This window comes from Sutterella wadsworthensis 2_1_59BFAA (assembly GCF_000297775.1).
GTDB classification, from domain to species: Bacteria; Pseudomonadota; Gammaproteobacteria; order Burkholderiales; family Burkholderiaceae_F; genus Sutterella; species Sutterella wadsworthensis_A.
In genome coordinates this window covers 213,834-236,021 of the sequence record NZ_JH815515.1, presented here as the reverse complement: position 1 = coordinate 236,021, position 22,188 = coordinate 213,834, and the positions used below count along the sequence as shown (strand labels likewise).

The 22,188-nt window shown below is 62.6% G+C and carries 22 protein-coding genes; 18 read left to right on the top strand and 4 right to left on the bottom strand.

Annotated features, from left to right (window positions below; all coding sequences use genetic code 11):
* Positions 1-344 precede the first annotated feature (344 nt).
* Positions 345-497 carry a hypothetical protein gene (locus tag HMPREF9465_RS13145; RefSeq protein WP_155994188.1) on the top strand — a complete coding sequence of 51 codons (153 nt, stop codon included), beginning with the start codon at positions 345-347 and terminating at the stop codon, positions 495-497.
* 3 nt (positions 498-500) lie between these two features.
* Positions 501-1,253, top strand: coding sequence for a hypothetical protein (locus HMPREF9465_RS05215; RefSeq protein ID WP_005434766.1), 753 nt, complete (start codon positions 501-503; stop codon positions 1,251-1,253).
* Between the two features lie 85 nt (positions 1,254-1,338).
* Here HMPREF9465_RS05215 and HMPREF9465_RS05210 read toward each other — a convergent pair whose 3' ends face one another.
* On the bottom strand, positions 1,339-2,451 hold the full coding sequence (locus HMPREF9465_RS05210) for an aminotransferase class V-fold PLP-dependent enzyme (protein WP_005434764.1): 1,113 nt from the start codon (positions 2,449-2,451) through the stop codon (positions 1,339-1,341).
* A gap of 390 nt (positions 2,452-2,841) precedes the next feature.
* Between HMPREF9465_RS05210 and HMPREF9465_RS13395 the strand changes: the two genes are divergently transcribed.
* The gene (locus tag HMPREF9465_RS13395) at positions 2,842-2,991 is read left to right on the top strand and encodes a hypothetical protein (RefSeq protein WP_005434763.1); all 150 of its coding nucleotides are present in this window, start codon (positions 2,842-2,844) and stop codon (positions 2,989-2,991) included.
* Positions 2,992-3,168: 177 nt separating this feature from the next.
* Here the strand turns inward: HMPREF9465_RS13395 and bioB are convergent, their stop codons facing one another.
* The 3 genes from bioB to HMPREF9465_RS05195 form a co-directional block, all read right to left on the bottom strand.
* Positions 3,169-4,122 carry a biotin synthase BioB gene (bioB, locus tag HMPREF9465_RS05205; RefSeq protein WP_005434762.1) on the bottom strand — a complete coding sequence of 318 codons (954 nt, stop codon included), beginning with the start codon at positions 4,120-4,122 and terminating at the stop codon, positions 3,169-3,171.
* Between the two features lie 152 nt (positions 4,123-4,274).
* Complete coding sequence (locus tag HMPREF9465_RS05200; protein ID WP_005434761.1) at positions 4,275-5,381, bottom strand: iron-containing alcohol dehydrogenase family protein; 1,107 nt, start codon at positions 5,379-5,381, stop codon at positions 4,275-4,277.
* A gap of 304 nt (positions 5,382-5,685) precedes the next feature.
* Positions 5,686-6,018, bottom strand: coding sequence for an FMN-binding protein (locus tag HMPREF9465_RS05195; RefSeq protein ID WP_005434759.1), 333 nt, complete (start codon positions 6,016-6,018; stop codon positions 5,686-5,688).
* Between the two features lie 284 nt (positions 6,019-6,302).
* Here HMPREF9465_RS05195 and HMPREF9465_RS05190 point away from each other — a divergent pair, with 284 nt between their 5' ends.
* The 15 genes from HMPREF9465_RS05190 to HMPREF9465_RS05120 all read left to right on the top strand — a co-directional run bounded on the left by HMPREF9465_RS05190 (position 6,303) and on the right by HMPREF9465_RS05120 (position 22,108).
* Complete coding sequence (locus HMPREF9465_RS05190) at positions 6,303-6,866, top strand: DNA-deoxyinosine glycosylase (protein ID WP_005434757.1); 564 nt, start codon at positions 6,303-6,305, stop codon at positions 6,864-6,866.
* Positions 6,867-7,006: 140 nt separating this feature from the next.
* Complete coding sequence (locus tag HMPREF9465_RS05185) at positions 7,007-8,257, top strand: M20/M25/M40 family metallo-hydrolase (RefSeq protein WP_005434755.1); 1,251 nt, start codon at positions 7,007-7,009, stop codon at positions 8,255-8,257.
* A gap of 1,095 nt (positions 8,258-9,352) precedes the next feature.
* Complete coding sequence (locus HMPREF9465_RS05180; RefSeq protein WP_005434753.1) at positions 9,353-11,383, top strand: cytochrome c3 family protein; 2,031 nt, start codon at positions 9,353-9,355, stop codon at positions 11,381-11,383.
* Positions 11,384-11,488: 105 nt separating this feature from the next.
* Positions 11,489-11,887 (top strand): rhodanese-like domain-containing protein, encoded by a 399-nt coding sequence (locus tag HMPREF9465_RS05175; RefSeq protein ID WP_005434751.1) that lies wholly within the window; start codon positions 11,489-11,491, stop codon positions 11,885-11,887.
* A 60-nt stretch (positions 11,888-11,947) separates the two neighbouring features.
* Positions 11,948-12,742 (top strand): FKBP-type peptidyl-prolyl cis-trans isomerase, encoded by a 795-nt coding sequence (locus tag HMPREF9465_RS05170; RefSeq protein ID WP_005434750.1) that lies wholly within the window; start codon positions 11,948-11,950, stop codon positions 12,740-12,742.
* A 34-nt stretch (positions 12,743-12,776) separates the two neighbouring features.
* Positions 12,777-13,427 (top strand): tetratricopeptide repeat protein, encoded by a 651-nt coding sequence (locus HMPREF9465_RS05165; protein WP_005434749.1) that lies wholly within the window; start codon positions 12,777-12,779, stop codon positions 13,425-13,427.
* 55 nt (positions 13,428-13,482) lie between these two features.
* The gene (locus tag HMPREF9465_RS05160; RefSeq protein ID WP_038006761.1) at positions 13,483-14,166 is read left to right on the top strand and encodes a 4Fe-4S dicluster domain-containing protein; all 684 of its coding nucleotides are present in this window, start codon (positions 13,483-13,485) and stop codon (positions 14,164-14,166) included.
* 2 nt (positions 14,167-14,168) lie between these two features.
* Positions 14,169-15,101, top strand: a complete 933-nt coding sequence (gene nrfD / locus HMPREF9465_RS05155) for an NrfD/PsrC family molybdoenzyme membrane anchor subunit (RefSeq protein ID WP_005434747.1) — start codon at positions 14,169-14,171, stop codon at positions 15,099-15,101.
* Between the two features lie 235 nt (positions 15,102-15,336).
* Positions 15,337-15,849 (top strand): nitrous oxide reductase accessory protein NosL, encoded by a 513-nt coding sequence (locus HMPREF9465_RS05150; RefSeq protein ID WP_005434746.1) that lies wholly within the window; start codon positions 15,337-15,339, stop codon positions 15,847-15,849.
* Between the two features lie 11 nt (positions 15,850-15,860).
* The gene (gene nosD / locus HMPREF9465_RS05145) at positions 15,861-17,192 is read left to right on the top strand and encodes a nitrous oxide reductase family maturation protein NosD (RefSeq protein ID WP_005434745.1); all 1,332 of its coding nucleotides are present in this window, start codon (positions 15,861-15,863) and stop codon (positions 17,190-17,192) included.
* On the top strand, positions 17,189-18,067 hold the full coding sequence (locus tag HMPREF9465_RS05140; protein WP_005434744.1) for an ABC transporter ATP-binding protein: 879 nt from the start codon (positions 17,189-17,191) through the stop codon (positions 18,065-18,067). Before nosD ends, HMPREF9465_RS05140 begins: the two co-directional genes overlap by 4 nt.
* Positions 18,067-18,918, top strand: a complete 852-nt coding sequence (locus HMPREF9465_RS05135; RefSeq protein WP_005434743.1) for an ABC transporter permease subunit — start codon at positions 18,067-18,069, stop codon at positions 18,916-18,918. Before HMPREF9465_RS05140 ends, HMPREF9465_RS05135 begins: the two co-directional genes overlap by 1 nt.
* Positions 18,919-19,104: 186 nt before the next feature.
* Complete coding sequence (locus HMPREF9465_RS05130) at positions 19,105-21,015, top strand: heme lyase CcmF/NrfE family subunit (protein WP_005434742.1); 1,911 nt, start codon at positions 19,105-19,107, stop codon at positions 21,013-21,015.
* Positions 21,012-21,437: a cytochrome c-type biogenesis protein gene (locus tag HMPREF9465_RS05125; protein WP_005434741.1), complete on the top strand. Its 426-nt coding sequence runs from the start codon at positions 21,012-21,014 to the stop codon at positions 21,435-21,437. Before HMPREF9465_RS05130 ends, HMPREF9465_RS05125 begins: the two co-directional genes overlap by 4 nt.
* A gap of 71 nt (positions 21,438-21,508) precedes the next feature.
* On the top strand, positions 21,509-22,108 hold the full coding sequence (locus tag HMPREF9465_RS05120) for a TlpA family protein disulfide reductase (RefSeq protein ID WP_005434740.1): 600 nt from the start codon (positions 21,509-21,511) through the stop codon (positions 22,106-22,108).
* The last annotated feature ends 80 nt before the right edge of the window (positions 22,109-22,188 follow it).

Below are 22,188 nucleotides of genomic sequence, written 5' to 3'. Positions count from 1 at the left end.
ATTGGGCAACGATGACGACGATCGCTGGATCGACCGCGATGCGGCGGCTTGTCTGAATCTGTTGTACGCAGATCTTGAAAAACAAACCTACGCCCCGGAACGGATCCGTGAGGCCGTTCTAGCCGGAGTAACAGCCTGGCTTGACGCCGGTGTCGTAGTCATTCAAGCCCGAGAAGGGATCACCGAGCGCGAGTTCGGGAGGTTCCGACGGCGGGGGATTCCGTCCCTTACCGTACAAGGGCTGCGTCAGCAAGGATTTCGTGGTCGGAGTGACAGCACATCGGGGGCAACCCCGAGGCGAAAAGCCTCGACTGTATCGAAACCCTCCCACTTCAGTGGTGAGGTTGTTTAGGAAGACGATCTTTTCGCCCGTGCTGGCGCTCTTCAACCTGCCCAAGCCCGGCAAGGTCGTGCATGCGGCTGATCCCGGCTTCTGGGAAGGACTCTGGAATTCGCTCAGGCCCATCGCCAACACCTCGGCCGAGTGGCTTACCTAGGCGATGCTCGTCCTCTGCCTTCTGGCTGTCGTGCGGACGCTTCGCTACACGCACTGGCTCAAGTTCCACCAGGTGCTCTCGATCGTCTTTCTCGGTCTCACGCTGCACTGCGTGCGCCTGATGGACACGACCGACTTCATGATGTCTTTCGGCTGGCTCAACCTCATCATCACGGTTGCGGGCAGCGTCGCCGCCCTGATCCTGCTCTTCAGAGGTCCCGGCGCGAAGCTTCGCGAAGAAGGCACGATCGTCGAGACGGCGTGCGAGGGCGCCACCACCAGGTGGGTGGTCGAGACGCCGCTTTCCAGACGTGTTCTTCCCGGTCAGTTCGTCTTTGCCGCGACCGAGGGAGAGCCGCTTCATCCGTTCTCGGTGGCGGGTATCGACAAGGGAAGGATCATGCTTCTGCCCCTCAGGCTTGGCGACTATACGGGCGAGGTCGTTCCGAACGTTCCGAAGGGGATGACCGTCAGGCTCGAGGGCCCGTGGGGCGCCTTCCGTCTCGTCCTTGACGACAGGCCGCAGACCTGGGTGGCGGGCGGCATCGCGCCCTTCATGGCCTGGCTCGAGGCTGCGGCGAAGACGCCGCACGAACGTGCGGGCGTCACGCTTAGGATCTTCGAGAGCCGCATTCGTCGCGCAACGCCCGCCGAGCTTCTGGCTGATTCGCCCGCCTGTGGATTGAGAAAGGCCTGGCGCGGAGCGCTCGAAGCCTTCATGATGGAGGAATTCCTCCAAGTAGGCGGCGCTGGATGAATCGATTGAGATGCGAAAGGGGCGGTTCCCGGCGGACCCGCCCCTTGTCACGTCCTTTTCAAGAGATGAAGGCCTAACGCACCTATTATTTCGTGCTGCAGTCGCAGAGCGACTCAAGGTATTCGTGGAAAACGGCGAGCAGGCGGTCGGCTTCCGTGTCGTCGATGCCCGAGAGCGTCGAGAGGCTGACGACGGACCGGTTTTCAATGGCGGCGGACGCAATGAGCCAGCCTGCGGCCCTGAGGACGCACTGCAGATGCTCGAACGAGAACGTGTCGGAAGGATGAAGGAAGGAGAGTACGTGCGGGCTACGCGCATCCTCCTCGAGACAGGGCTCGAAGCCGAGTCTGATCATGCCGGCGGCGAGCTTTTCGGCAGCCGCGCGACAGGACGTCTCGCGCACGGCGGAGCCGCCCTCCTTGTCGAGAGCGTCCAGCGCGGCATGCAGGGCGGAGACGGCCTGAGGCGGCAGGGAGTTTTCGATGCCGGCTTCCTGCCTGCGCAGGCCTTCGAAGAGGTCGAGCGAGACGCTGCGCGCCCGTCCTTCGGACGACTCGAGAATGTTGCGGCGGGCCAGCACGAAGGAGAGGCCGGAGACGCCTTTGAGGCCGCAGTCCGCGACCGAGAGGAGCACGTCGATGCCGAGCGCTTCCGCGTCGATGCTTGTGGCGCCGAAGGAGACGCCTGCGTCGACGATGAACGTCCTGCCCTCCGCCCGGACGGCACGGCCGATTTTCCCGAGGTCGTTCCTGAGTCCCGAGACGGCGTCGACGTGGACGACGGCGACGTGCGTGATGTCGGGACGTTCGTCGAGAAGCATGGCGATCTCGGCCGCGCCCGCAGCCTGTTCGAATCCCGTCTCGAGCTTCTCGAACGCAATGTCCGCACGCGCGAGCATGCGGCAGGCGGCTTCAGCGCGGGCGCCGTTGCAGACGACGAGCACACGGCTCTCCTCAGGGATGAGCGTCGTGAGCGCAGCTTCGAGCGCGAAGGCGCAGGGACCCGCCATCAGGACAGCGGCGTATTCGGCGGGACGCATGCCCGCGACACGCAGGAGACGACTGCGCACGTCCTCCATCATCGAGATGAATGCGGCATCAGCGGGAGACGGACAGCAGGTCATGGCCTCGAGGACGGATGCTTCAATGGAGACGGGGCCGGGCGTGAGCAGCCGGCAGGCATTGACTTGTCTTTTCATGATCTTCAACGGTCGTTTGTTCAGTCAAGGATGAGAGGCATTATCGAGAGGCTTCATGACGAAACGACGGCGGACGAATGACGAATGCATGACGGTCGGCGCGCCTATGACTGTTCTCCGGATTTGTGCTGCGGGGCGTCTGATACGGATTCGCAGGGAGATTTTGTGAACGCTTGTTCAGTGGAACGGGCGGAAGGTCCGCAGTGTGGGGACGAGGCGGAAATGCTGAACGCTTGTTGATTTGTTTTCTATTGCGCAATGATAATAATTATCGGGTTTTCTTGCGGACGCCTGTGCCGCAATGGGTAGGATTCCCAATATTCGAATGCTTGACAGAGCGATAACATGAAAACGAACCCAAGGGAAAGACTGTGAAAACGGAGGTTCTCAATGCGTGCGAACAATGACAGGAAGAAGAACGGTTGGGCCCAGATATTCCTCTTCATCATCTTCCTCATTCTGCTTGCCCTCGTGCTCAACGGAATGGGCTGGTGCATCGGCGGCGTGTGCGAAGTCGGCACCGACATGCTTCTTAAATAAAGAAGAGCAGATGGGGCGGAAGCCCCGTGGCCCGCGTGAATGTGGCGGGCGGCAACCGAAAGGCGTCAGGAGAGAGGCGCCTTTTGTGTTTTTTGTGGGATGGATTCGGGAAAGGGCGCGGCGAAGGCCGCGCCCTTTCCTTATGGAGAGCTTCTTTTGGGAACCGGGTTTCGGAAGCTAGAGGCTGTAGCCTGCCTCGAGGACGAGGCGGCGCTCCTCCTCGACGGAGCTGCCCGGTGTTGTGAGCAGGTCGCCAGTGATGGCGCCGTTGATGCCTGCGCGCAGTGCGGCGCGGGCGGTTTCGGGCGCGAGGTTCTGCCTGCCGCCCGCGAACCTGAGGCATGCGGACGGATTGACGAGACGGAAGACGGCGACGGTTCGGACGACTTCATCGTGCGTCATGGGAGGACGGTCCGCAAGCGGCGTGCCGGGAATCGGGATGAGGAAGTTGAGCGGAATCGAGGGGATCTCGAGGCGGCGCAGCCCGCAGGCGAGGTCGATGCGGTCCGCCATGGTCTCGCCCATGCCGAAGAGTCCGCCCGAGCAGAGTTCGAGTCCGGCGCGGCGGGCGGCCTCAAGCGTGCGGATCTTGTCGGTCTGGGTGTGCGTGGTGCAGACCTTGGGGAAAAAGTCGGGGCCCGTCTCGAGGTTGCAGTGGTAGCGCACGAGTCCCGCCTCCCGCAGGCCTGTGAGTTCGGGTTCGGTGAGAAGGCCCATTGAGGCGCAGACTTCAAGTCCCGTGGAGGCGGCGGCTTCGACGACGGGGCGGATTTCACGCAGCTCCCGTGCGGAGAGCTTTCTGCCCGAGGTCACGAAGGAGAGCCTGCGGATGCCGTGTTCGAGGGCCCGCGCGGCGGCGGATTCGCCTCGTGTTGCGGGCACGATGGGAAAGACGGGGGCATTCGTGGTCCATTTTGAGGATTGCGAACACCAGCGGCAGTCTTCGGCGCATCTGCCCGACTTGGCGTTGACGATCGTGCAGAAGTTGAAGACGCGGGAGGCGCACTTCGTCGTCACGAGGTGCGCGGCCTCGACGAGTTCGTCGAGGGCGGGGCTGTCTTCAAGAAAGTCGAGGTCGGCGCGCGGAGAGGCTTCTCCTCGAAGGGCGCGCTCGACGATGAGGCTGAGCATGGCGGCATTCCGGTCGGGTTGGACGAGCGACAACTGTAGCGCAGGACGTCCTTCGGGAGAGCGGCGGCTTTGCAAGCGTTTGTTGACGGCGCGAAAAAAGGGACGGCGTCCGGGCAGGACGCCGTCCCTTTCAGGTCTGAATTTCAGGGCAATTAGGCCGCGGCGGCAAGGCGTGCGGCGCCGAGGGTGTCGACCTTGCGGATGGCGGCGACGAACTGTTCGCGCACGGCGGGTTCGGGACCCGTGGACCATTCCTTGATGTGTTCGGCGGCGCTGACAAGCTTCATGAGCTGCTCGTCGGTGGTGATGCCGATCTGGGCGAGCGTGACGGGCAGGCCGATGCTGGTGTTGAAGTCGAGGAAGCGTTCGAGGAGTTCGTCCTGGCCGTCATAGGCGAGGAGCACCAGGTTGCCGAAGGAGACGACTTCACCGTGCAGGTGCGCGTGGGCGGACGGAAGGACCATCGAGGCGTTGTAGAAGCAGTGGGCGAGGGACGAGTTGTAGTAGTACTCGGTGTGCGTCACGAGGTTGGAGACGACGCCCGTCGAGACGATGATGTCGAGCACGCATTCGGTGAAGGCGTCGGACATGGTCTTGGCGCGGAAGTCGTCGAGGGCCTGACGGCCGAACTGCAGGAGCGGCTCTTGGCAGGCGCATGCGAGCTGGGCGCCGAGGAGCGGTGTGTGGAAGAGGTGCTTGCCGCGCGTGCAGTAGAGCACTTCGATCTGCTTGGAGAGCGCGTCGCCGAGGCCCGCCCAGAAGAGGGGCTCGGGGCTGTCCATGATGACGGACGTGTTGATGAAGCAGTGGGCGGGGCAGGCCTTGCCGAAGTGGTAGCCGTGCAGAGAGCCGTCCTCCTTGTAGAGCACGGCGATGGCGGAGACCGGCGCGCAGTTGGAGGCGACGGTCGGGCAGGTCATGACGGGCTTGCCCATCATGTCAGCCGCAGTCTTGACGGCGTCGCAGCAGCGGCCGCCGCCCACGGCGAGGATCACGTCGGCATTCCTGACGCCGGAGCGGGCCTTGATCGCCTCGACGTTGGCGACCGTGGAGTCATGACCGTAGACGTGGACGTCCGTGACGGTGAGGCCGGCCGCCTCGAGCGCGGGCAGAAGGGAGGGATTGGCCTTCGTCATGGCCGTTTCGCCGCCGACGACCGCAACGCGGGTGCCGTAGGGTCGAATGATGTCGCCAACAAGGCTGTAGGCTTCGGGACCGACGGAATAGTGCGGGAGGCTGACGGAGTAGTTCGGCTGCATGATGAAATCCTTTTCTTTTTTCTGCAGGGGTTGTGCGGGTTCGATGCCGTCTTTTTCAAGCGGCGTAGGGTCCATTGTCACGCGGAATCGGGCCGGAGAGATCCGACAAACGCCTTAGTGGTCCTGCGGATAGTCAGGGAGGCGTCAAAAAAGATGCGCGAAGGGCACGGACGTGCGATTCGCGTGTGGAGAAGGCGTTTGCAAAATAAAAAAAAGAGGGAGGTCCGCAGTGCGAACCTCCCTCTCGTAAGGCTTCATTGAAGGAAGAGGCTTCCTTCAGAACCCTTGCTTCGGGCGAAGAAGATTACTTGGCCTTGGCGAGGGCGTCCTGAACGGCGGCCTTGATGCCGTCGGAGGACATCGTGGCGCCGCCGACGCTTTCAACGCCTTCAACACCGTTCTTGGCGACGATTTCCGGAATCATCGTTTCGATCGGAGCAGCGATGATCATGTCGGTCTCGCCGTGCTTGAGAACCTTGACAGCGGCGATCTTGCCGCCGGCGACGTCGACCTGGACCTGGATCTGGGATTCGCGGCCCTTGCCTTCGCCCGTGTAGGAACCGTCCTTGTAGGAGGCGGCCTGGGCGCCGGCGGCGACGAGAGCGGCAGCGGCGACGACGATAAGCTTCTTCATCATGATGTAAAAACCTCGGTTTGTAGTGGTTTTGAAATGCGTGTGTGCGTCTTCCCGAGGCCGGCCGATCGGTTTGTGGAGCGGGCGTCGGAGAAGCAGGCGCGGCGATAATAGCACATCGAAAGGCAAGAAAAGCGAGCATGCCGCAGAAAAAATTGCAAGCACTCCTTTCGGACTAGAGAGGTTGTCCTAGGGAAGCTGTCCAAAGTCAAATCCGGCACGGGGCGACATTTATATATAAGGATCGATGCCTGTGTCTGAGAACATTTTTGTCGGGGGGAAGGTCCATGAGAGAAAGGAAAAACGAAAAGACGACGGGAGCGGACGAGGAGGGCGCCGTCGTGCTCACGGGACTCGTGCCCGTCGTGGGCGAGGCGCCCCTCATCCTGATTCTCGGTAGCATGCCGGGAGCGGCGTCGCTCGCCGCAGCACAGTACTACGCGCATCCCGCCAACCGCTTCTGGCCGCTGATGGCGCTGCTGTTTCCGGAGGAGACGGCTCGTCTCTCGTCTCCCGACTATGAGGAGAGGCTCGAAGGACTCAGGCGGTCGGGCGTTGCGCTCTGGGACACGATCGGCTCGTGCGAGCGGGCGGGAAGCCTCGACAGCAGCATCCGGAACATGACGCCCAACGACGTGGCGGGTCTTCTGAAGTCGCATCCGACGATCGGGACGGTGGTTCTCAACGGCTCAAAGAGTGCGGTGGTCTGGAGGCGGCATGCGCAGCGGGAGGCGCTCTTGGAGCGGCCCGACCTTCGCGTTCTCGCGCTTCCCTCGACGAGTCCCGCGAACGCGCGCCTGCGGCTCGCTGATCTTGAGATGACCTGGCGGGAGGCGCTGGCTGTCGGGTAAAACCCGCTTGGCCATAGGGTTTGGGAGGATGGCGAAATTTCGGTACGGATGGGTAAAATTTCCGGATTGCCGCCCTGCGGATATCCACCAACGATTGTCCCGCAGGGCGCAACCCGACTTGAAACCATAAGGAGACAGACATGAAACCGACGCTTTCCGAAGCAATGAAGGCCCGCCTTGCCGACCTGTGCGGCGACGACCGCGTGAAGACCGCCCTGCAGGTCTGTGTGGATGAAGCGGACCGCGCGATGGAGGAGCAGATTCACATTTCCGAGATTGAATCCCCCACGTTTGCCGAAGGCGTCCGCGGCGAGGAAATCGCCCGTCTTCTGAAGGAATACGGTCTGACCGACGTCGTGATCGATCCTAGCGGCAACGTCGTCGGCCGTCGTCCGGGCACAGGCTCGGGCCCCGTGCTCGCCATCGCCGCCCACCTTGACACGGTCTTCCCGGCCGGTACGAACCTCAAGGTCCGCAAGGAAGGTCATCTCTACTACGGTCCCGGCATCGGCGACAACGCCTCCGGCCTCCGTTCCATGCTTCAGGTGCTCCGCGCCCTTGAAAAGGCCGGCATCGAGACGGACGGTGACATCCTCTTCGTCGGCACGGTCGGCGAGGAAGGCAACGGCGACATCCGCGGCGCCAAGGCCCTCTTCGACGGCTCCCGTAAGATCGACGGCTTCATGGCCCTCGACATGGCCGACGTCTTCACGGTTCAGAACGGCGCCACGGGCGCTCATCGCTGGCGTCTTGCCATCGAGGGCGAAGGCGGCCACTCCTACCTCGACTACGGCCACGTGCCCTCCGCCATCCACGCGATGTGCCGCGCCGGCGCGATGATCGCCGACCTTGACCTGCCTGAGGATCCTAAGACCACCTACACGATCGGCACGATCAAGGGCGGCACGACCGTCAATACGATCGCTGCGCGCTGCGAAGTCGACGTCGACATGCGCAGCGTCGACCTGCCGACCCTCGAAGCGCTCGAAGCCAAGGTGCTCGCCGCCTTCGAAGAGGCCGTCCGCATTGAAAACGCCCACTGGCCCAAGGCCGACGAAGCCCACCAGCTCAAGCTCGTGAAGACCCAGATCGGCAATCGTCCCGCCGGCATGCGTCCCGCCGACTGCCCGGCGGTCCAGGCCGCCCTCGGCGCCCTTGACGCCCTCGGCATCGAAGCCCGCCACGTCAAGTGCAGCTCCACCGACGCCAACCAGCCGATGTCCCTCAACATCCCGGCCATCTGCGTTGGCACGGGCGGCGAGACCTTCCTCGAACACAGCCTCAAGGAATACTTCGACTCGACCGACATGCACCTCGGCCCGCAGCTCGCTCTGCTCGCTGCGCTCGCCATGGTCGGCCGCAAGGGCGAAAAGGGCTCCCTCGCCGCCTGAGGCAGGCCCCTGCAGCATGAAGAGGGTCTGAGCCTCAGGCCTGTCTTCTGAATGAAAAGGACGGACACCTCCGCGGTCTCCGTCCTTTCTTTGTGCCCGTGAAAAACCATTTCCGCATGTGTCCGGCGGTTCTGCAAAACTGAACGAAACCGGGATGCCCGCCTTCGTCGGACCGGATCGAGGGCCATGCTGATGAATGCATGCCGCCTTCATGCATCACCATGAACAACTGTTCAGGAGGGCTTCAGGGAGCGTTTTACAACCTTAAGATTCGCGCCCCGGCAAAGCGGCTCGAGCCTTCGCCCGAGTGCGGGAAAATTCGTGCCAAATCGAAAAAACGGCACTCTTTCAGGCGAAGAGAAGGTGCGCGGGCGCTGTTTCAATGAATCCGAACACGACGTTCGGACCTTAAGATAAGCCGTTTTGTGCGATTGGAAAAAATAAATCGAGAGATCTTAGTCATAGAGGATCGCAATCGAAACGGCGGTTTTTGCAGGTCGACATATCCCCCTTTCGCTATGTTCGGAAAGATCGAACGATGGGTTCAAGCAAATGTAAATGGCTAAGTGAAAACTAGGGGCTAGCGAGTAGAGGCGCCGTTTTGCGAAACCATGCGTTCCGATAAGTGAAACGGAACCTCGCCAACCCTTAGGGATTTGGCGTCGAATACTCCCAAAGAGGTAGTTCCTCAGAGAGGGGTGAAAAGGGACGGGAAAAGGATATCCCAGTACCATTGATTTTTCAAAATGCCTGTGGGACAGTTGTTTTTGTGGTGTTATGGTGGCCGTGTCAGGGTTTGCTTGCCCCTGATTGATCTAGGTCAACTGAGATGCGAAACAGGGCATTTTCAGAATTACCTAAGCAAATCGACTGATGCATCATACCGTTGCGGTTCTTCGGGACCGCATTGACCCCATTGCCTCTCCTCGTTTCCCGGGGAAGGGATAACAATCCCCGCCCGATTCTCAGATCGGAAAGGGAAGACAACCAAAAATCGATGTTGCTCGTCGCGCTGAAGACGACGGCCTCTTCTTCACGCGATGATGCCTTTTCCGATCTGGGGAACGGAGAAGACAGACATTAGGAGATAAAACTATGCAATCCACTACCAGAAAAGCAGCGGCTTCCGTCCTGTTTTGCTCGGTCGCCATGGCTCTGGCCGCTCAGGCTGTTGCTGCGGACGCCCCGGGTGTCGGTAACAAGAATGTGAACGCGCTCACGCAGCCGATTTACGCGAACCCGGACGGCGACGAAGCCACGAAGGGCGTCAAGACGCTGCAGGACTACATCGTTCAGGAAAAGGAACTCTTCGACTTCCTCTTCGAAAACCACCCCGTTTTCAAGTACGCAGCCGAAAACCGCATCAAGGGCGTCTACAAGGTGTCCACGCGCGGTTCCGAATTCCTCGGTGAAGGCAATGCCCAGAAGTACACGAAGGCCGCCGGCGCCAAGCCGTCCGCTTCCCAGTACCGTCTCGCTGCCAAGTCCATTCTCGACTACCCGAACAAGTTTGTGGGTCCGGAACGTTGCGGCGAATGCCACGCGGTCCAGTACCAGAAGTGGAAGCGCTCCCGTCATGCTCAGACGATCCGCTTCCCGGGCGAACATCCGGAAGTCGACAACGACCTGAAGAAGAAGCTGTACGGCTCCGACGCTTCGATCCTGCCTGACGGCATCACGCCTGATGTCATCTACGCTACGGTCGGCACGCCCCGCACGAAGTACGGCTACGTCGACGCTTGGCTCGTCCGCGGTTCCTACCATATCCGCGACGGCCTTCTCCGTGACGGTACGGGTACGCTCGTCGCCGGCGGCAACCAGTTCTCCCGCGGCTGGGCTTCCTGGCTCTCCCCGGAACGCTGCGCTGAAATCGCCAAGGTGATCCCCGACTTCCCGACCAAGATGGAAGACTTCGGTGCGTCCGGCTCCCACCAGTGGGGCATGACCTCCTACGGTTCCAAGTACGAAAAGGAATTCCTCTTCCAGCCGGCTTCCTCCTACTGCGAAGTCTGCCACGCCTTCAAGTTCGACTTTAAGGACAAGAAGGAATTCTTCGCCGCTCTCGGCAACCCGAAGGAACTCCAGAAGCACACCATCTCCAAGGGTATTGCTTGTGAAGAATGCCACGGCGCCGGCGGCCACCTTGTTGGTGCCGAGTCCAACGGCTTCCAGACGAACTGCGAACGCTGCCACCAGCGCTCCAACTTCATCCCGGAAGACGTGAACACGGAAGCCGGTCAGGGCAAGATCGAAAACGGCTTCAACGTCAAGACGAAGTCCTCCTGCCCGTCCTGCGGTACGGAAGGCTCCCAGCTCATGATGTCCAAGCATTATGAAAAGGGCATGCGCTGCGTTACCTGCCACGACCCGCATGAAGTCACCAGCAACGACTGGAAGGACTACTACACCAAGCCGGCCATCAAGCAGACCTGCCAGGACTGCCATAAGGAACAGGCTGATGTCGTCGCCCAGACCGACACCCACAAGAAGATGGACTGCATCGACTGCCATATGCCGTTCACGATGTCCTGTGAAAACTTCACGGCCATCCAGCGTCCGGACATGGCCGGCTTCGACGCCGTCCGCCGTTCGCACGTGTTCAACATCAAGGTCGACCCGACCGCCAAGATGATGAACCCGGCCGAAGGTCAGTCCCGCGCCTCCAACTCCAAGGGCTGGCGCATTGCCAAGGACGAGGAAGGCCACGGCTACCTCGACCTTATGTGGTCCTGCGCCCGTACGGCCAACGCTGAAGTTGCCGTTACGGAAAACAAGGGCTGCCACTCCGTCTTCATGTCTGAACTTGAAAAGGGTCTCCAGTACTCCGATCAGAAGCAGGCCTATGACGACGTCATGGAATGGCAGACCCCGGTCAAGGACGGCTACAAGGCTGCCGTCGGCGCTCAGGAACGCATCGTGAAGCTTCTTGAAGTCACGAAGCTCGACGCCACCGCCAAGACCGAAGTCCTGATGCTCCTCGACAAGTCGAAGGACATCACGAAGGAAATCGAGAAGGACGGCTCCTGGGGTGTCCACGCTCCGAAGTACCTGAAGCAGCGTGCTGAAACCGCTCAGGCTTACCTTGACAAGGCCCAGTCGATCATCGACCAGGCTGCCGCCAAGTAAGTTTGGAAGTCACGTTTGCTTCCAGCCTTAAATCCCCGGGCCTCTCATGAGGTCCGGGGGAAAGACCAAGAAGGAATTATGAAAGCGCATCTGAAACGGTCGGTCATGGGTTTGATCATGGCCATCAGCGCATCGGCCGCCATGGCCGGTGCCGACGGTCCGATCGAGCCGGCCCCCGTCTATGACGAAGTTCTCAATCAGATTTCGCTTCGGGAAGCTGAAATGCTTTTCGAGGAAGGCGTGCAGTTCTACGATGCCAACGAGTTGGAGATCTGGGCCCAGGGTTACATCCCCGGCGCGATCTTCTTCAACGTGAAGGATTGGAAGAAGCTGCTCCCCGAGGACAAGAGCACCACGCTCGTGTTCTATTGCGTCAACCCGCTCTGCACGAGCAGCGAGATGGCAGCGCGCGAAGTCATGAAGCTTGGTTATACGGATGTTCGTCAGATGCCCGAGGGCATCGTCGGCTGGCGTCGTTCAAACCGGCCGATCGAGCTTCCGTAAGATGCGTGCCTCGCCTCAGGGCGGGACGGTAATTCACACAGACATTCAATTGAGAAAATTATGTTTACCCTGAAAAAAGTCATTCTCTCTGCCTCGCTTGCGCTGACCGTGAGCTCCGTGGCATTTGCACAGGCTCCGCAGACGCAGATCCAGAAGGAGTCTTACAGTATGGGTGCTACGCTCGGCAACGTCATTGCCGGGCAGGTCTATCGCCAGACCGAACTGGGCGCCGAAGTCGACATGGCTGCGGTCGTCCAGGGCTTCAACGATGCTCTCAAGGGCAAGACCGAGCTTTCCGACGACGACATGCTGAAGATCCTCAACGTGCGCGCCGAACAGCTCAACAAGCTCGAAGAGGCTCACCTGGAAAAGGTCGCCAAGGCCAATTCCGAGAAGTCCAAGGCTTACCTCGCTGAAAACGCCAAGAAGAAGGGCGTTGTCACGACCAAGTCCGGCCTGCAGTACGAAGTCCTGACCGAAGGCAAGGGCGACAAGCCCCGCGTGGAGGATGTGGTTACCGTCAATTACGTCGGATCCTTCATCGACGGCAAGGAGTTTGAAAACACCTGGCAGACGAAGGAACCGGCCCGCTTTGTGATGATGTCCGTGATTCCGGGCCTCGCCGAAGGCGTCGCCCTCATGACCCCGGGCTCCCGCTACCGCTTCACGGTTCCGGCCGAGCTTGCCTACGGTCATGACGGCGCAGGTCAGATTCCTCCCGAATCCGCCCTCGTCTTCGACCTCCAGCTCGTCAAGGTCGAAAAGGTTGGTGCTCATCAGCAGAGCTTCGGCATGCCCGGCATGTCCGGCGGCATGTCCAAGGAAATGATGGAGAAGATGAATCCCCACAAGTGAGGATGATTCTTCGCAATCGCATGGAGAACGCGTGATGAACATGCTCGCAGCCCTCTTCGCAGGCGCCGCCCTCCTCGCAGGTGCGGTTCTTGCAGGCTACCGGATGCGGACCCGTGGTCCGGCCGCCGCAGGCAAGAGCGTGTTCCTCGCCGGTTTCGCAGGCGTGCTGCTCGTCTCAAGCCTCGGCGTCTATGCAACGCTTGGACGCTGGAGCGACTGGGACAAGGCAGAGGTCGACCACGACGTCGACTATCTGCTCGCCGCGAAGCTGACGGATGCGCGCCGTCTGGTCCAGATGACCCCCGACAGCGCATACGCTCAGCAGCAGCTCGCACTGGTCTCGCTCGAAGTGGGCCGGTACGAGGATGCAGTCTCGGCGATTGACCGCAGCATCAGCATCGCGGGAGAAACTCCCGAGCTGCTGGGCATCAAGGTCTTCGCCCAGTACTATCGCGACGGCAGGCAGTTCGCCCCCGAGACGCAGGCCGCCGTCGGGCGGGTGTTCGACATGAACCCCCTTGAGGTCCGCACCAGGATGCTCCTCGGTCAGGACGCCTTCCTCAACGGCAGATACGCCGAAGCGGTTGTCCATTGGCGGATGCTTCTGGATGCGGGAGCGGCTCCCGACAAGGAGCGCGCCCTCAAGACTGCGATTGCCAAAGCCGAAGCCAGGATGACTCGGTAAGCAATTTAACCGACAGATTCTCCTAACCCCGGGAGGTCTGTCATTGGAGAACATCGTGAGCGAAAAGATCGACAGGAGAAAATTTCTCGCTGGCGCCGGTGCTGGCTCCCTGGTCCTCGTGTCCCTCGGCGGATGCGGCTCCAGCCAGGTCCGTCAGCCCGGTACGCCTCACTATGGTATGGTCTTCGACCAGAACAAGTGCGTTGGCTGCCGCGACTGCAGAATCGCCTGCAACGAAACGAACAAGCTTCCCAAGGGAGTGACTCGTCTGTTGCTCGAGTTGCAGGACGACAAAATCGAAGGCAAGCGCGGCTATGCCGCCGACCGCCGCTACGTGCGCGTGTCCTGCCAGCAGTGCTCTGACGCCCCGTGCGTCACGGTCTGCCCGACGGGCGCCGCCCATCGCGACCCGAAGACCGGCATCGTGACGATGTACGCCGACAAGTGCGTCGGCTGCAAGTACTGCATCGTCGCCTGCCCGTACAACGCGCGTTTCATCAATGAGGAGACGAAGGTCGCCGACAACTGCGACTTCTGCCTGCACACGCGACTCGAAAAGGGTCAGCAGCCTGCATGCGTGGAAGCCTGCAAGTACGACGCCCTCGTGTTCGGTGACCTCAACGATCCGAACTCGTACATCAACAAGCTGCTCGCCGTCAAGGATTCCGTGCGCATCCGCCCGGAACTCGGCACGGAGCCCAGCCTGCGTTACATCCCCATTGTTAAGCAAGGAGTGTAAAGATGGACATCGCCATGAACTTTACACTTGGTCTGAGCCAAGGGATCGCCTGGCCGTGGCCGATCGCCGTGTACCTGTTCCTCGCAGGCATCTCGGGCGGCGCCGTGGCTGTGGCGCTCATGCTTAACCGCTACCGCAACCAGGTTGCGGAGAACACGCCGGTTCTCAAGGCCGCGACGCTCGTCGGCTTTGTCACCATCGTGCTCGGCATGATCTGCCTCGTGGCCGACTTGACGAATCCGCTGGTATTCTGGCGCATTCTCATCTACTACAACCTGACCTCCGTGATGAGCCTCGGTGTTATAGCGCTTCTGTTCTATATCCCGCTCGTCTTCGTGCTCATGCTCGTCGCCTTCCGCAAGGAAGTGAAGGGCTGCGGCGCGCTGGCCTGGCTCGACGGCATCATCGGCGCCTTTGACGGCATCCGCGGTGCGCTTCAGTGGATCGTCCTGATTCTCGCAATCACGATCTGCGCGTACACCGGCTTCCTGATCTCCGCCCTGATCCGCTTCCCGCTCATCAACACGGCTGTGCTCCCGGCGCTATTCATCGCCTCGGGTCTGTCCGCCGGTGCCGCTGCTGCCAAGCTCGTCGCCGTCGGCTGCTTCGGCGAAGAAGAACACAGTGCCGACATGAAGCTCCTGCACGGCGCCGAATGGCCGATCATGGCCGCCGAAGCGCTCTGCATCTTCATGATCGCGGTCTCCCTGATCTCCGGCAACGCCGCTGCTCAGGCTGCCGTCGAGGCCTTTGTCTCGGGTACCTGGTCCACCGTGTTCTGGGTCGGTGTCGTCGGCGTCGGCTTCGTGCTGCCCGTGCTGCTGAACTTCGTCAAGAGCACCGCGAGCTTCTACCTCGCCGGTCTCTGCAGCGTCGTCGGCATGCTCTGCCTGCGTCACTTCATCCTGTACGCCGGTCAGATCTTCGGTCTCTAATGTCCCTCGCGGTCATCTGAACCGAAGCGTGTGAAAGCACGCGACCAATCAACCATCCGCCCCGCCGGCAACGGCGGGGCAGATGGCTGAGAAAAAATCGAGAATTCCCCCGAGCCCGTCAACGGGCCGTTTTTTTATCAGGAGACCCGTCCGCATTTTCGAACGCATCGTTCGAGAACGTCGTACGATTGGATTTTTCCCCGAAGCTTTCCGCCAACCATATGAGGAGCGTGCAATGACGATGCAGAAGAAGATGTTGAAGACCGCCGCGGCCGCCTGCGCTGCGGCTCTCGCGGCCGTCCTGCTTGCAGGATGCGGCGATGAGGCCTCGAAGAAGACCTACTCGCCTGTCCCCTTCACCAAGCACGACCGCTGCCATCTCTGCGGCATGGTCCTTGCACACTACGAGGGCCCCAAGGCCCAGATCATCATCAAGGGCGCAGAAGACACACCGCTCATGTTCTGCAGCGGTCGCGACGCCTTCACCTACGCGCTCCAGCCCGAGAACCAGCGCAGGCTTCTCGCCTTCTTCATCCACGACCTCGGCAAGACCTCCTGGGAGACGCCCGCCGACGACGCGCTCGTGCTCGCGGCTTCCGCCATGTACGTCTACGGCCACGGCCGCGAGGGCGTGATGGGGGACGAACCCGTCGCCTTCACCGAAAAGTCCAGGGCCGACGCCTTTATCGCAAAGTGGGGCGGCCAGGTCTACAAGTACGAGGAAATCACCCTCAAGCGCCTTGACTGAGGAAGCCCGGCATGAACGCATTTGCGCGGCTTCTCCTTTGCACGGCCCTCTCGGGCCTCGCCCTCGGGGCGCAGGCGCGCACCTTCGAGGTCTCCGACTTCGCCGAGCTTGACAACGCCGTCATCGAGGCCGAGGACGGCGACGAGATCGTGATCAAGAAGGGCGTCTACGAACTCGAGGCTCCGCTCGAAATCTTCTCGCGCGTCACCGTGCGGGGCGAGCAGGGCGCCGTCATCGACGCGGGCGGTCGGGGCTCGGGCTTCATCGTCCGCGTCCCGAAGGTCAGGATCGAGAACCTCACCGTGCGCAACTACGGGGGCGACCTTTATGCGCGCGACGCGGGCGTGATGGTGGGCGACGGCGCCGACGGCACCGAGCTCGTCAACCTCACGCTTCAGGGCCCGGGCTTCGGCGTCAGGGCCGACCGCATGAACGCCCTCGTGGTCGAGGGCTGCACGATTGAGGGCGACGCGGCCCGCCACGTACTCGACCGCGGCGACGGCATCTTCCTCTCCTACGTGAAGAACGCGCGCCTCAACCACAATTCGCTTCGCAACGTGCGCGACGGCTACTACCTCGAAAACGTCGACGCCGCGAAGTCCGACTTCAACTACTTCACGGGCGCCCAGTACGGCATCCACTACATGTACACGCGCGACTGCACCGCCACGGGCAACCGCGCCGTGGGCGTGCGAGGCGGCTACGCCCTCATGAGCAGCGACCGCGTGACGCTCACGAAGAGCTACAGCTCGCGCAACATCGAGTTCGGCATCCTCCTCAACGTGGCCGACGGCTGCCTCGTCGAGGAGAACACCGTCGAGGGCGTGCACAATTCCAAGGGACGCGCGGCGCTCGACAATGAAGGGAAGGGCATCTTCATCTACGGTCCCGGCAAGAGCCGCGTAACCCGCAACTGGATCGCCGAAAGCGACATCGGCATCGGCGTCGCCCTGGGCGGCGAGGGCAACGTCCTCTGGGACAACGCCTTCGTCGACAATCAGATCCAGGTCCGCTACGTGGGCGAGACGCCGCTCGAGTGGAGCTTCGAGGGTCGCGGCAACTACTGGAGCACGAACCTCGGTTGGGACGTCGACCATGACGGCATCTCCGACCGCGCCTATCAGCCCAACGACAGCCTCGACCGCATCTTCTGGATCTATCCCGAGGCCCGCTTCCTGATGGACAGCCCCGTGACGGCGCTCCTCAGGTGGCTCGCCAGCCAGTTTGAAATCGACCGCGGCAAGGGCGTTACCGACTCCCACCCGCTCGTGCGCCCGCCCGTCGGCCCCGACGTGCACGAAATCAAGACAGACAACGCGAAGAACAAGGAGCCTGCCAAATGAACGCCATCACATGCGACGACCTCGTCTTCCGCCGCGGCGACAGGACCGTCCTCAACAGGATCGGCTTCGAGCTCGCTCCGGGAAGGCTTCTCGGCCTCATCGGTCACAACGGCGCAGGCAAGTCGACCCTCATCAAGCTGATCCTCGGCCTTCTCAAGCCCGCTTCGGGCAGGCTCGAGGTGCTCGGCGGTGCGCCGGGCGCCTCGCCCCTTGACGTGGGCTACCTGCCCGAGAACGTGAGCTTCTACGACGCCATGACCGTCGAGGAGCATCTCCGCTACTTCGCGGGCCTCAAGGGCGTCGCGCGCCCGCGCATCGACGAGCTCGTCGAGGAGCTCGGGCTCGGTGTCGTGCTGCGCCAGCGCCTCGGCCAGTGCTCGAAGGGCCAGCGCCAGCGCCTCGGCCTTGCACAGGCGCTTCTCACCCGCCCGCGCCTTCTGATGCTCGACGAGCCGACCGTGGGCCTCGACCCCGCCGCCTCGTCCCTCATGTACCGCGAGCTCTCCGCGCTTCGCGACGCGGGCTGCGCCGTCGTCGTCTGCACGCACGAGCTTGCGCTCGTCGAACCCTATCTCGACCAGGTGCTGCTTCTGGCCACAGGCGAGTGCCGCGGCAGCGGCACGCTTGAGGACCTGCGCGCCAAGGCCGCGCTGCCCGCGCTCATCACGAACGTCGGCAGCGGCGACGCGCTTGCCGACCCCGAGCTCGCGCCCTACGTGCGCGGCACGCGTCTCGCCGTTCCCGAGGGCGACGTCGCCCGCGTCGTCAGGCGCCTCACCGAGGCGCACGGCGTCTACGACTTCCAGCTTCGCAAGGCGGATCTGGGCATGATCTTCGCGCACTTCGTTCTGGACGTGCCCGTGGAGGAACTGTAATGACTTCTAGCACTTCATCCGCCATCGGCACCGGCTCCCGCATCGGCGCCCTCGCCACCGTCTCCATCGTGGCGGGCAAGGAGTTCCGCGACTGCTTGAGAAGCCGCTGGCTCGTCTTCGGAAGCGCGCTCTTCGCGATTCTGGGTCTGGCCGTCTTCTTCGGCACGGCCGCCATCGGCGGCACGCTTCAGTACCAGCCGCTGCCTTCCGTGATGAACTCGCTCCTGAGCCTCACGGTCTTCCTGCTGCCGCTTCTCGCGCTGCTCCTCTCCTACGACGCCTTCGTGGGCGAGGCGGAGTCGGGCACGCTTCTTCTGATGCTCACCTATCCGCTCTCGCGCCTTCAGTGGCTCGCAGGCAAGGCGCTCGGGCAGGGGGCGGCGCTCCTTCTCGTTCTCGTGCTGGGCTTTGCGGTCCTGCCGCTCATCCAGGCCTTCCTGCCGGTGCCCTACGGCATGGGTGAGTTGCTTTCGTCTCTCTGCGTGCTCGTTCTGAGCGGGTGGGCGCTCGGACTCCTCTTCATGCTCGCCGCCTACTGGGTGAGCCTTTCGGTTCGTCACAAGGCGCAGGCCCTCGCGCTTCTGCTCGTCGTCTGGTTCGTCGCCGTGCTTCTCTACGACCTCGGTCTTCTTGTCGTGACGGTTGCGGGTGCGGACGTGCTCGGCCGCGGAACATTGACGGCCCTCATGCTCGCCAATCCCGCGAGCGTCTTCAGGCTTCTCAACCAGTCCGTGATCGGTGTCCTCTCCTTCGAGGTGCCGTCCGCTGCGGTCCTCTCGGGCATTCTCGCCGCATGGATTGCGGTGCTCTTCGCGATCTGCGCAAGGACGCTCGCCGTCCGCAGGCTATAAGCTCCGCAGAAGGTCGTCCGGGTCACGAACAGGAATCGCCGGTCGTGCCGCTGCAGTTTGTACGGCAGGCACGACGGGCGTTTCGCAGGCCCTCGGACCGGAAGCCGTCTTAAGCCTCAGTGCAGGTTTGCGCGTTAAATTCCAGTCTGCATACATCCGACCAGACCAACCATCAGGACATCCAAAGTGATCCCCGAACTCGGCCACTTCCTGCTCATCATCGCCGCCATGACGGCGCTCCTTGCACCCGCCGTGGTCTTCTACGGCATTCGAAGGGGCGACGACTTCTATGCGGGCTTCAGCCGCCCTGCGTCTCTTCTGACGGCGCTCATGCTCACGCTTTCGACGGCCGCGCTCGTCTGGGCCTTCCTGACCGACGATTTCTCCGTCGCCTACGTCGCAAATCACTCGAACACCAAGCTCGCGCCCGCCTACAAGGCCGCGGCCCTCTGGGGCTCGCACGAAGGCTCGATGCTCCTCTGGATCTGGCTCATGGCGGTCGGCACGGCCGGGGCGGGCTTCGTCCGGTGCGCCGACAGGCTCTTCACGGCGCGGCTTCAGGGGCTGATGCTTGCGGTGCTCGCGGGCTTCTGCGCGTTCCTGCTCTTCACGTCGAATCCGTTCCTGCGCAACCTGCCGATGGTGCCGCCCGACGGTCGTGACCTCAATCCCATCCTGCAGGACATCGGCATGATCCTGCATCCGCCCGTGCTCTTCATGGGCTATGCGGGCCTGGCGCTGATGTTCGCGGCCATGTGCGCGCTGCTGCTTTCGGGCCGCTGGTCGAAGACGGCCATCGACTTCACGACGCGTCTTTCGATCGTCACCTGGGGCTTCCTGACGGCGGGCAACATGCTCGGATCCTGGTGGGCCTACAACGAGCTCGGCTGGGGCGGCTGGTGGTTCTGGGATCCCGTTGAGAACGCGTCCTTCATTCCGTGGCTGACGACCACCGCGCTCATGCACGCGCTCATCCAGACGAGAAGGCGAGGGCAACTCAGGCGCCTCACCGTCTTCCTCACGCTCGTGGGCTTCGCGCTCTGCCTGCTCGGCACCTTCCTCGTGCGCTCGGGCGCCATGCAGTCCGTGCATGCGTTCGCGACGGATCCGGGCCGCGGGATCGCGCTTCAGGTGCTCGCCATTGTGCTGCTCGTGCCCGCCGCCTTCCTCTACTGCGCGCGCATCGAGCCTGTCTGCAGGACCGAGGAGGCGCCGATGAACGGCTCGGACGCCCTGATGACGGGCGCCGTGTTCCTGTTGATGGCCGCCGCCTTCGCGGTGCTCTTCGGCACGCTCTATCCGCTTGGATACGAGGTCTTCGCGGGCCGCACGCTGACGGTCGGCGCGCCGTACTTCAACAACTTCTTCGCGCCGATGACTCTCATCGCCGCGGCGCTCGCGGGCGCCGCCCAGCTCGGCCTCAGGAATCCGGTCCGCTGGGCCGTCTGCGCAGCGGCCTCCGTCGCCGCAGGCGCAGCCGTCGCGCTCCTCACCGACCCGCGCTCGCCCGTCATGACGGGCTTTGCGGTCGCGGCCGCCGTCTGGCTCGTCGTCACGGCCGTCTCGCACTGCCTGCCTTTCCCGGCCCGCCGCATGAGCCTTGCCGCGCTGCTCGCGCACGTGGGCATCGCCGTCTCCATTGCGGGTGCGGTCGGCGTCGAGCAGTACGAGAGCGAGGCGCTCGTGCGCATGGGGCCCGGCCTCGGCAAGCCCGTCGACGACGTGGTCTTCGTCTATACGGAGACGCGCTTCGTCAACAACCACTCCTACTTCGGACAGCAGGGCGTGATCGAGGTGCTCAGGCTTGACGACGAGTCCCTCATCACGACGCTCAGGCCCGAGCGCCAGACCTTCGTCGCCAACGGCATGCAGATGTCCGCAGCCGGCATCGACCACGGCTTCCTGCGCGACTACTATGTCTCGATGGGCAACAAGCTCACCGACACCGAGTGGCTCGTCAGGCTCTCCATCAAGCCGCTCGCCGGCTGGATTTGGGGCGGCGGCGCCGTCATGATTCTGGCCGCGCTCATCATTCTCTTCACGCGCCGTCGCGAAACCGAGACGGCGGCGCAGGAGTTGGAGGCTCCTTCCAAATGATCTTCATGACACGCAGGACCCTCGTGAGAACGGCAGCGCTCGAGACGGGCATGATGCTCGCCGCGCCGCTCCTCGCCGCCGAGACGAAGCCGCTTACGGGGGCCGAGCTTCAGAAGGAGGCCGTGAGCATCTCCAAGGTGCTCCGCTGCCCAGTCTCGCCCAACCTCACGCTCTACGACAGCGAGAGCGCCATCGCCAACGAGCTCAAGGGCGTCATCTACGAAAAGCTGCGCGCGGGCGAAACCCGCGAGCAGATCTTCGACTTCATGGTCGCCCGCTACGGCGAGCAGATCCGCTACGAGCCCGACATGAACGCGGGCACCGCCGCCCTCTGGGCCGCGCCCTGGGTAGCGCTCGGCGCCTGCGGGCTCTTCCTCGCCGCGCGCATGCGCAGGAAGGGTGCCAAGGCCGACAGGGCCTGAGACGCCTCGTCCAGCCTCGGAATTCAAAAGACAGAATCGACAGACAGCATTCAGAGAGGAGATTCACCGACATGTTCAAGAAAGCCCTGATCGCGCTCGCCTTCGTGATCGGCGCCCAGTGCGCCTCGGCCGCGCTTCCCGCCTTCAACCAGAAGTTCGAGAAGAACGGCCAGCCCATCGCCGAAAAGCCCCTTGTCGCCCGCGACTTCATCGAGTTCCGCACCGCCCGCGGCTTCCCGCTCGACGGCTACAAGGACCTCGCAGGCAATCCGCAGTCGCTTTCGCAGTTCAAGGACAAGCTCGTGATCGTCGACGTCTGGGGTTCCTGGAGCGCCACCTGCCAGCGCAGCGCGCCGCTCATGGCCGAATTCCAGGCGAAGTACAACAAGCCCGAGAGCCGCATCCGCTTCGTTTCCATCTCGCTCGACAAGAACCCGAAGCGCGTGACGAAGTTCGTGAAGAAGACGAAGCTCCCCGAGACCTTCACCTCCTGGCATGATCCCGACCTCGTCATTCCCGCGACGCTTCCCGCCGACGTGCTGCCCGGCTTCTTCGTCCTCGACGGCCACGGCCACCTCGTGGGCTTCGTGCGCGGCTTCGTTGACTGGGCCGATCCCGCCGTGCCCGCCTACTTCGAAAAGCTCGCCGACAAGTACGCCGTTCGCAAGTAACTGAAAACGGAAGGAACGGAAGGCGCGGCCTTTCGTTTGCATTTTCCCCGGGCCGCCTGCCGCTTTCATGCGCCGGCGGC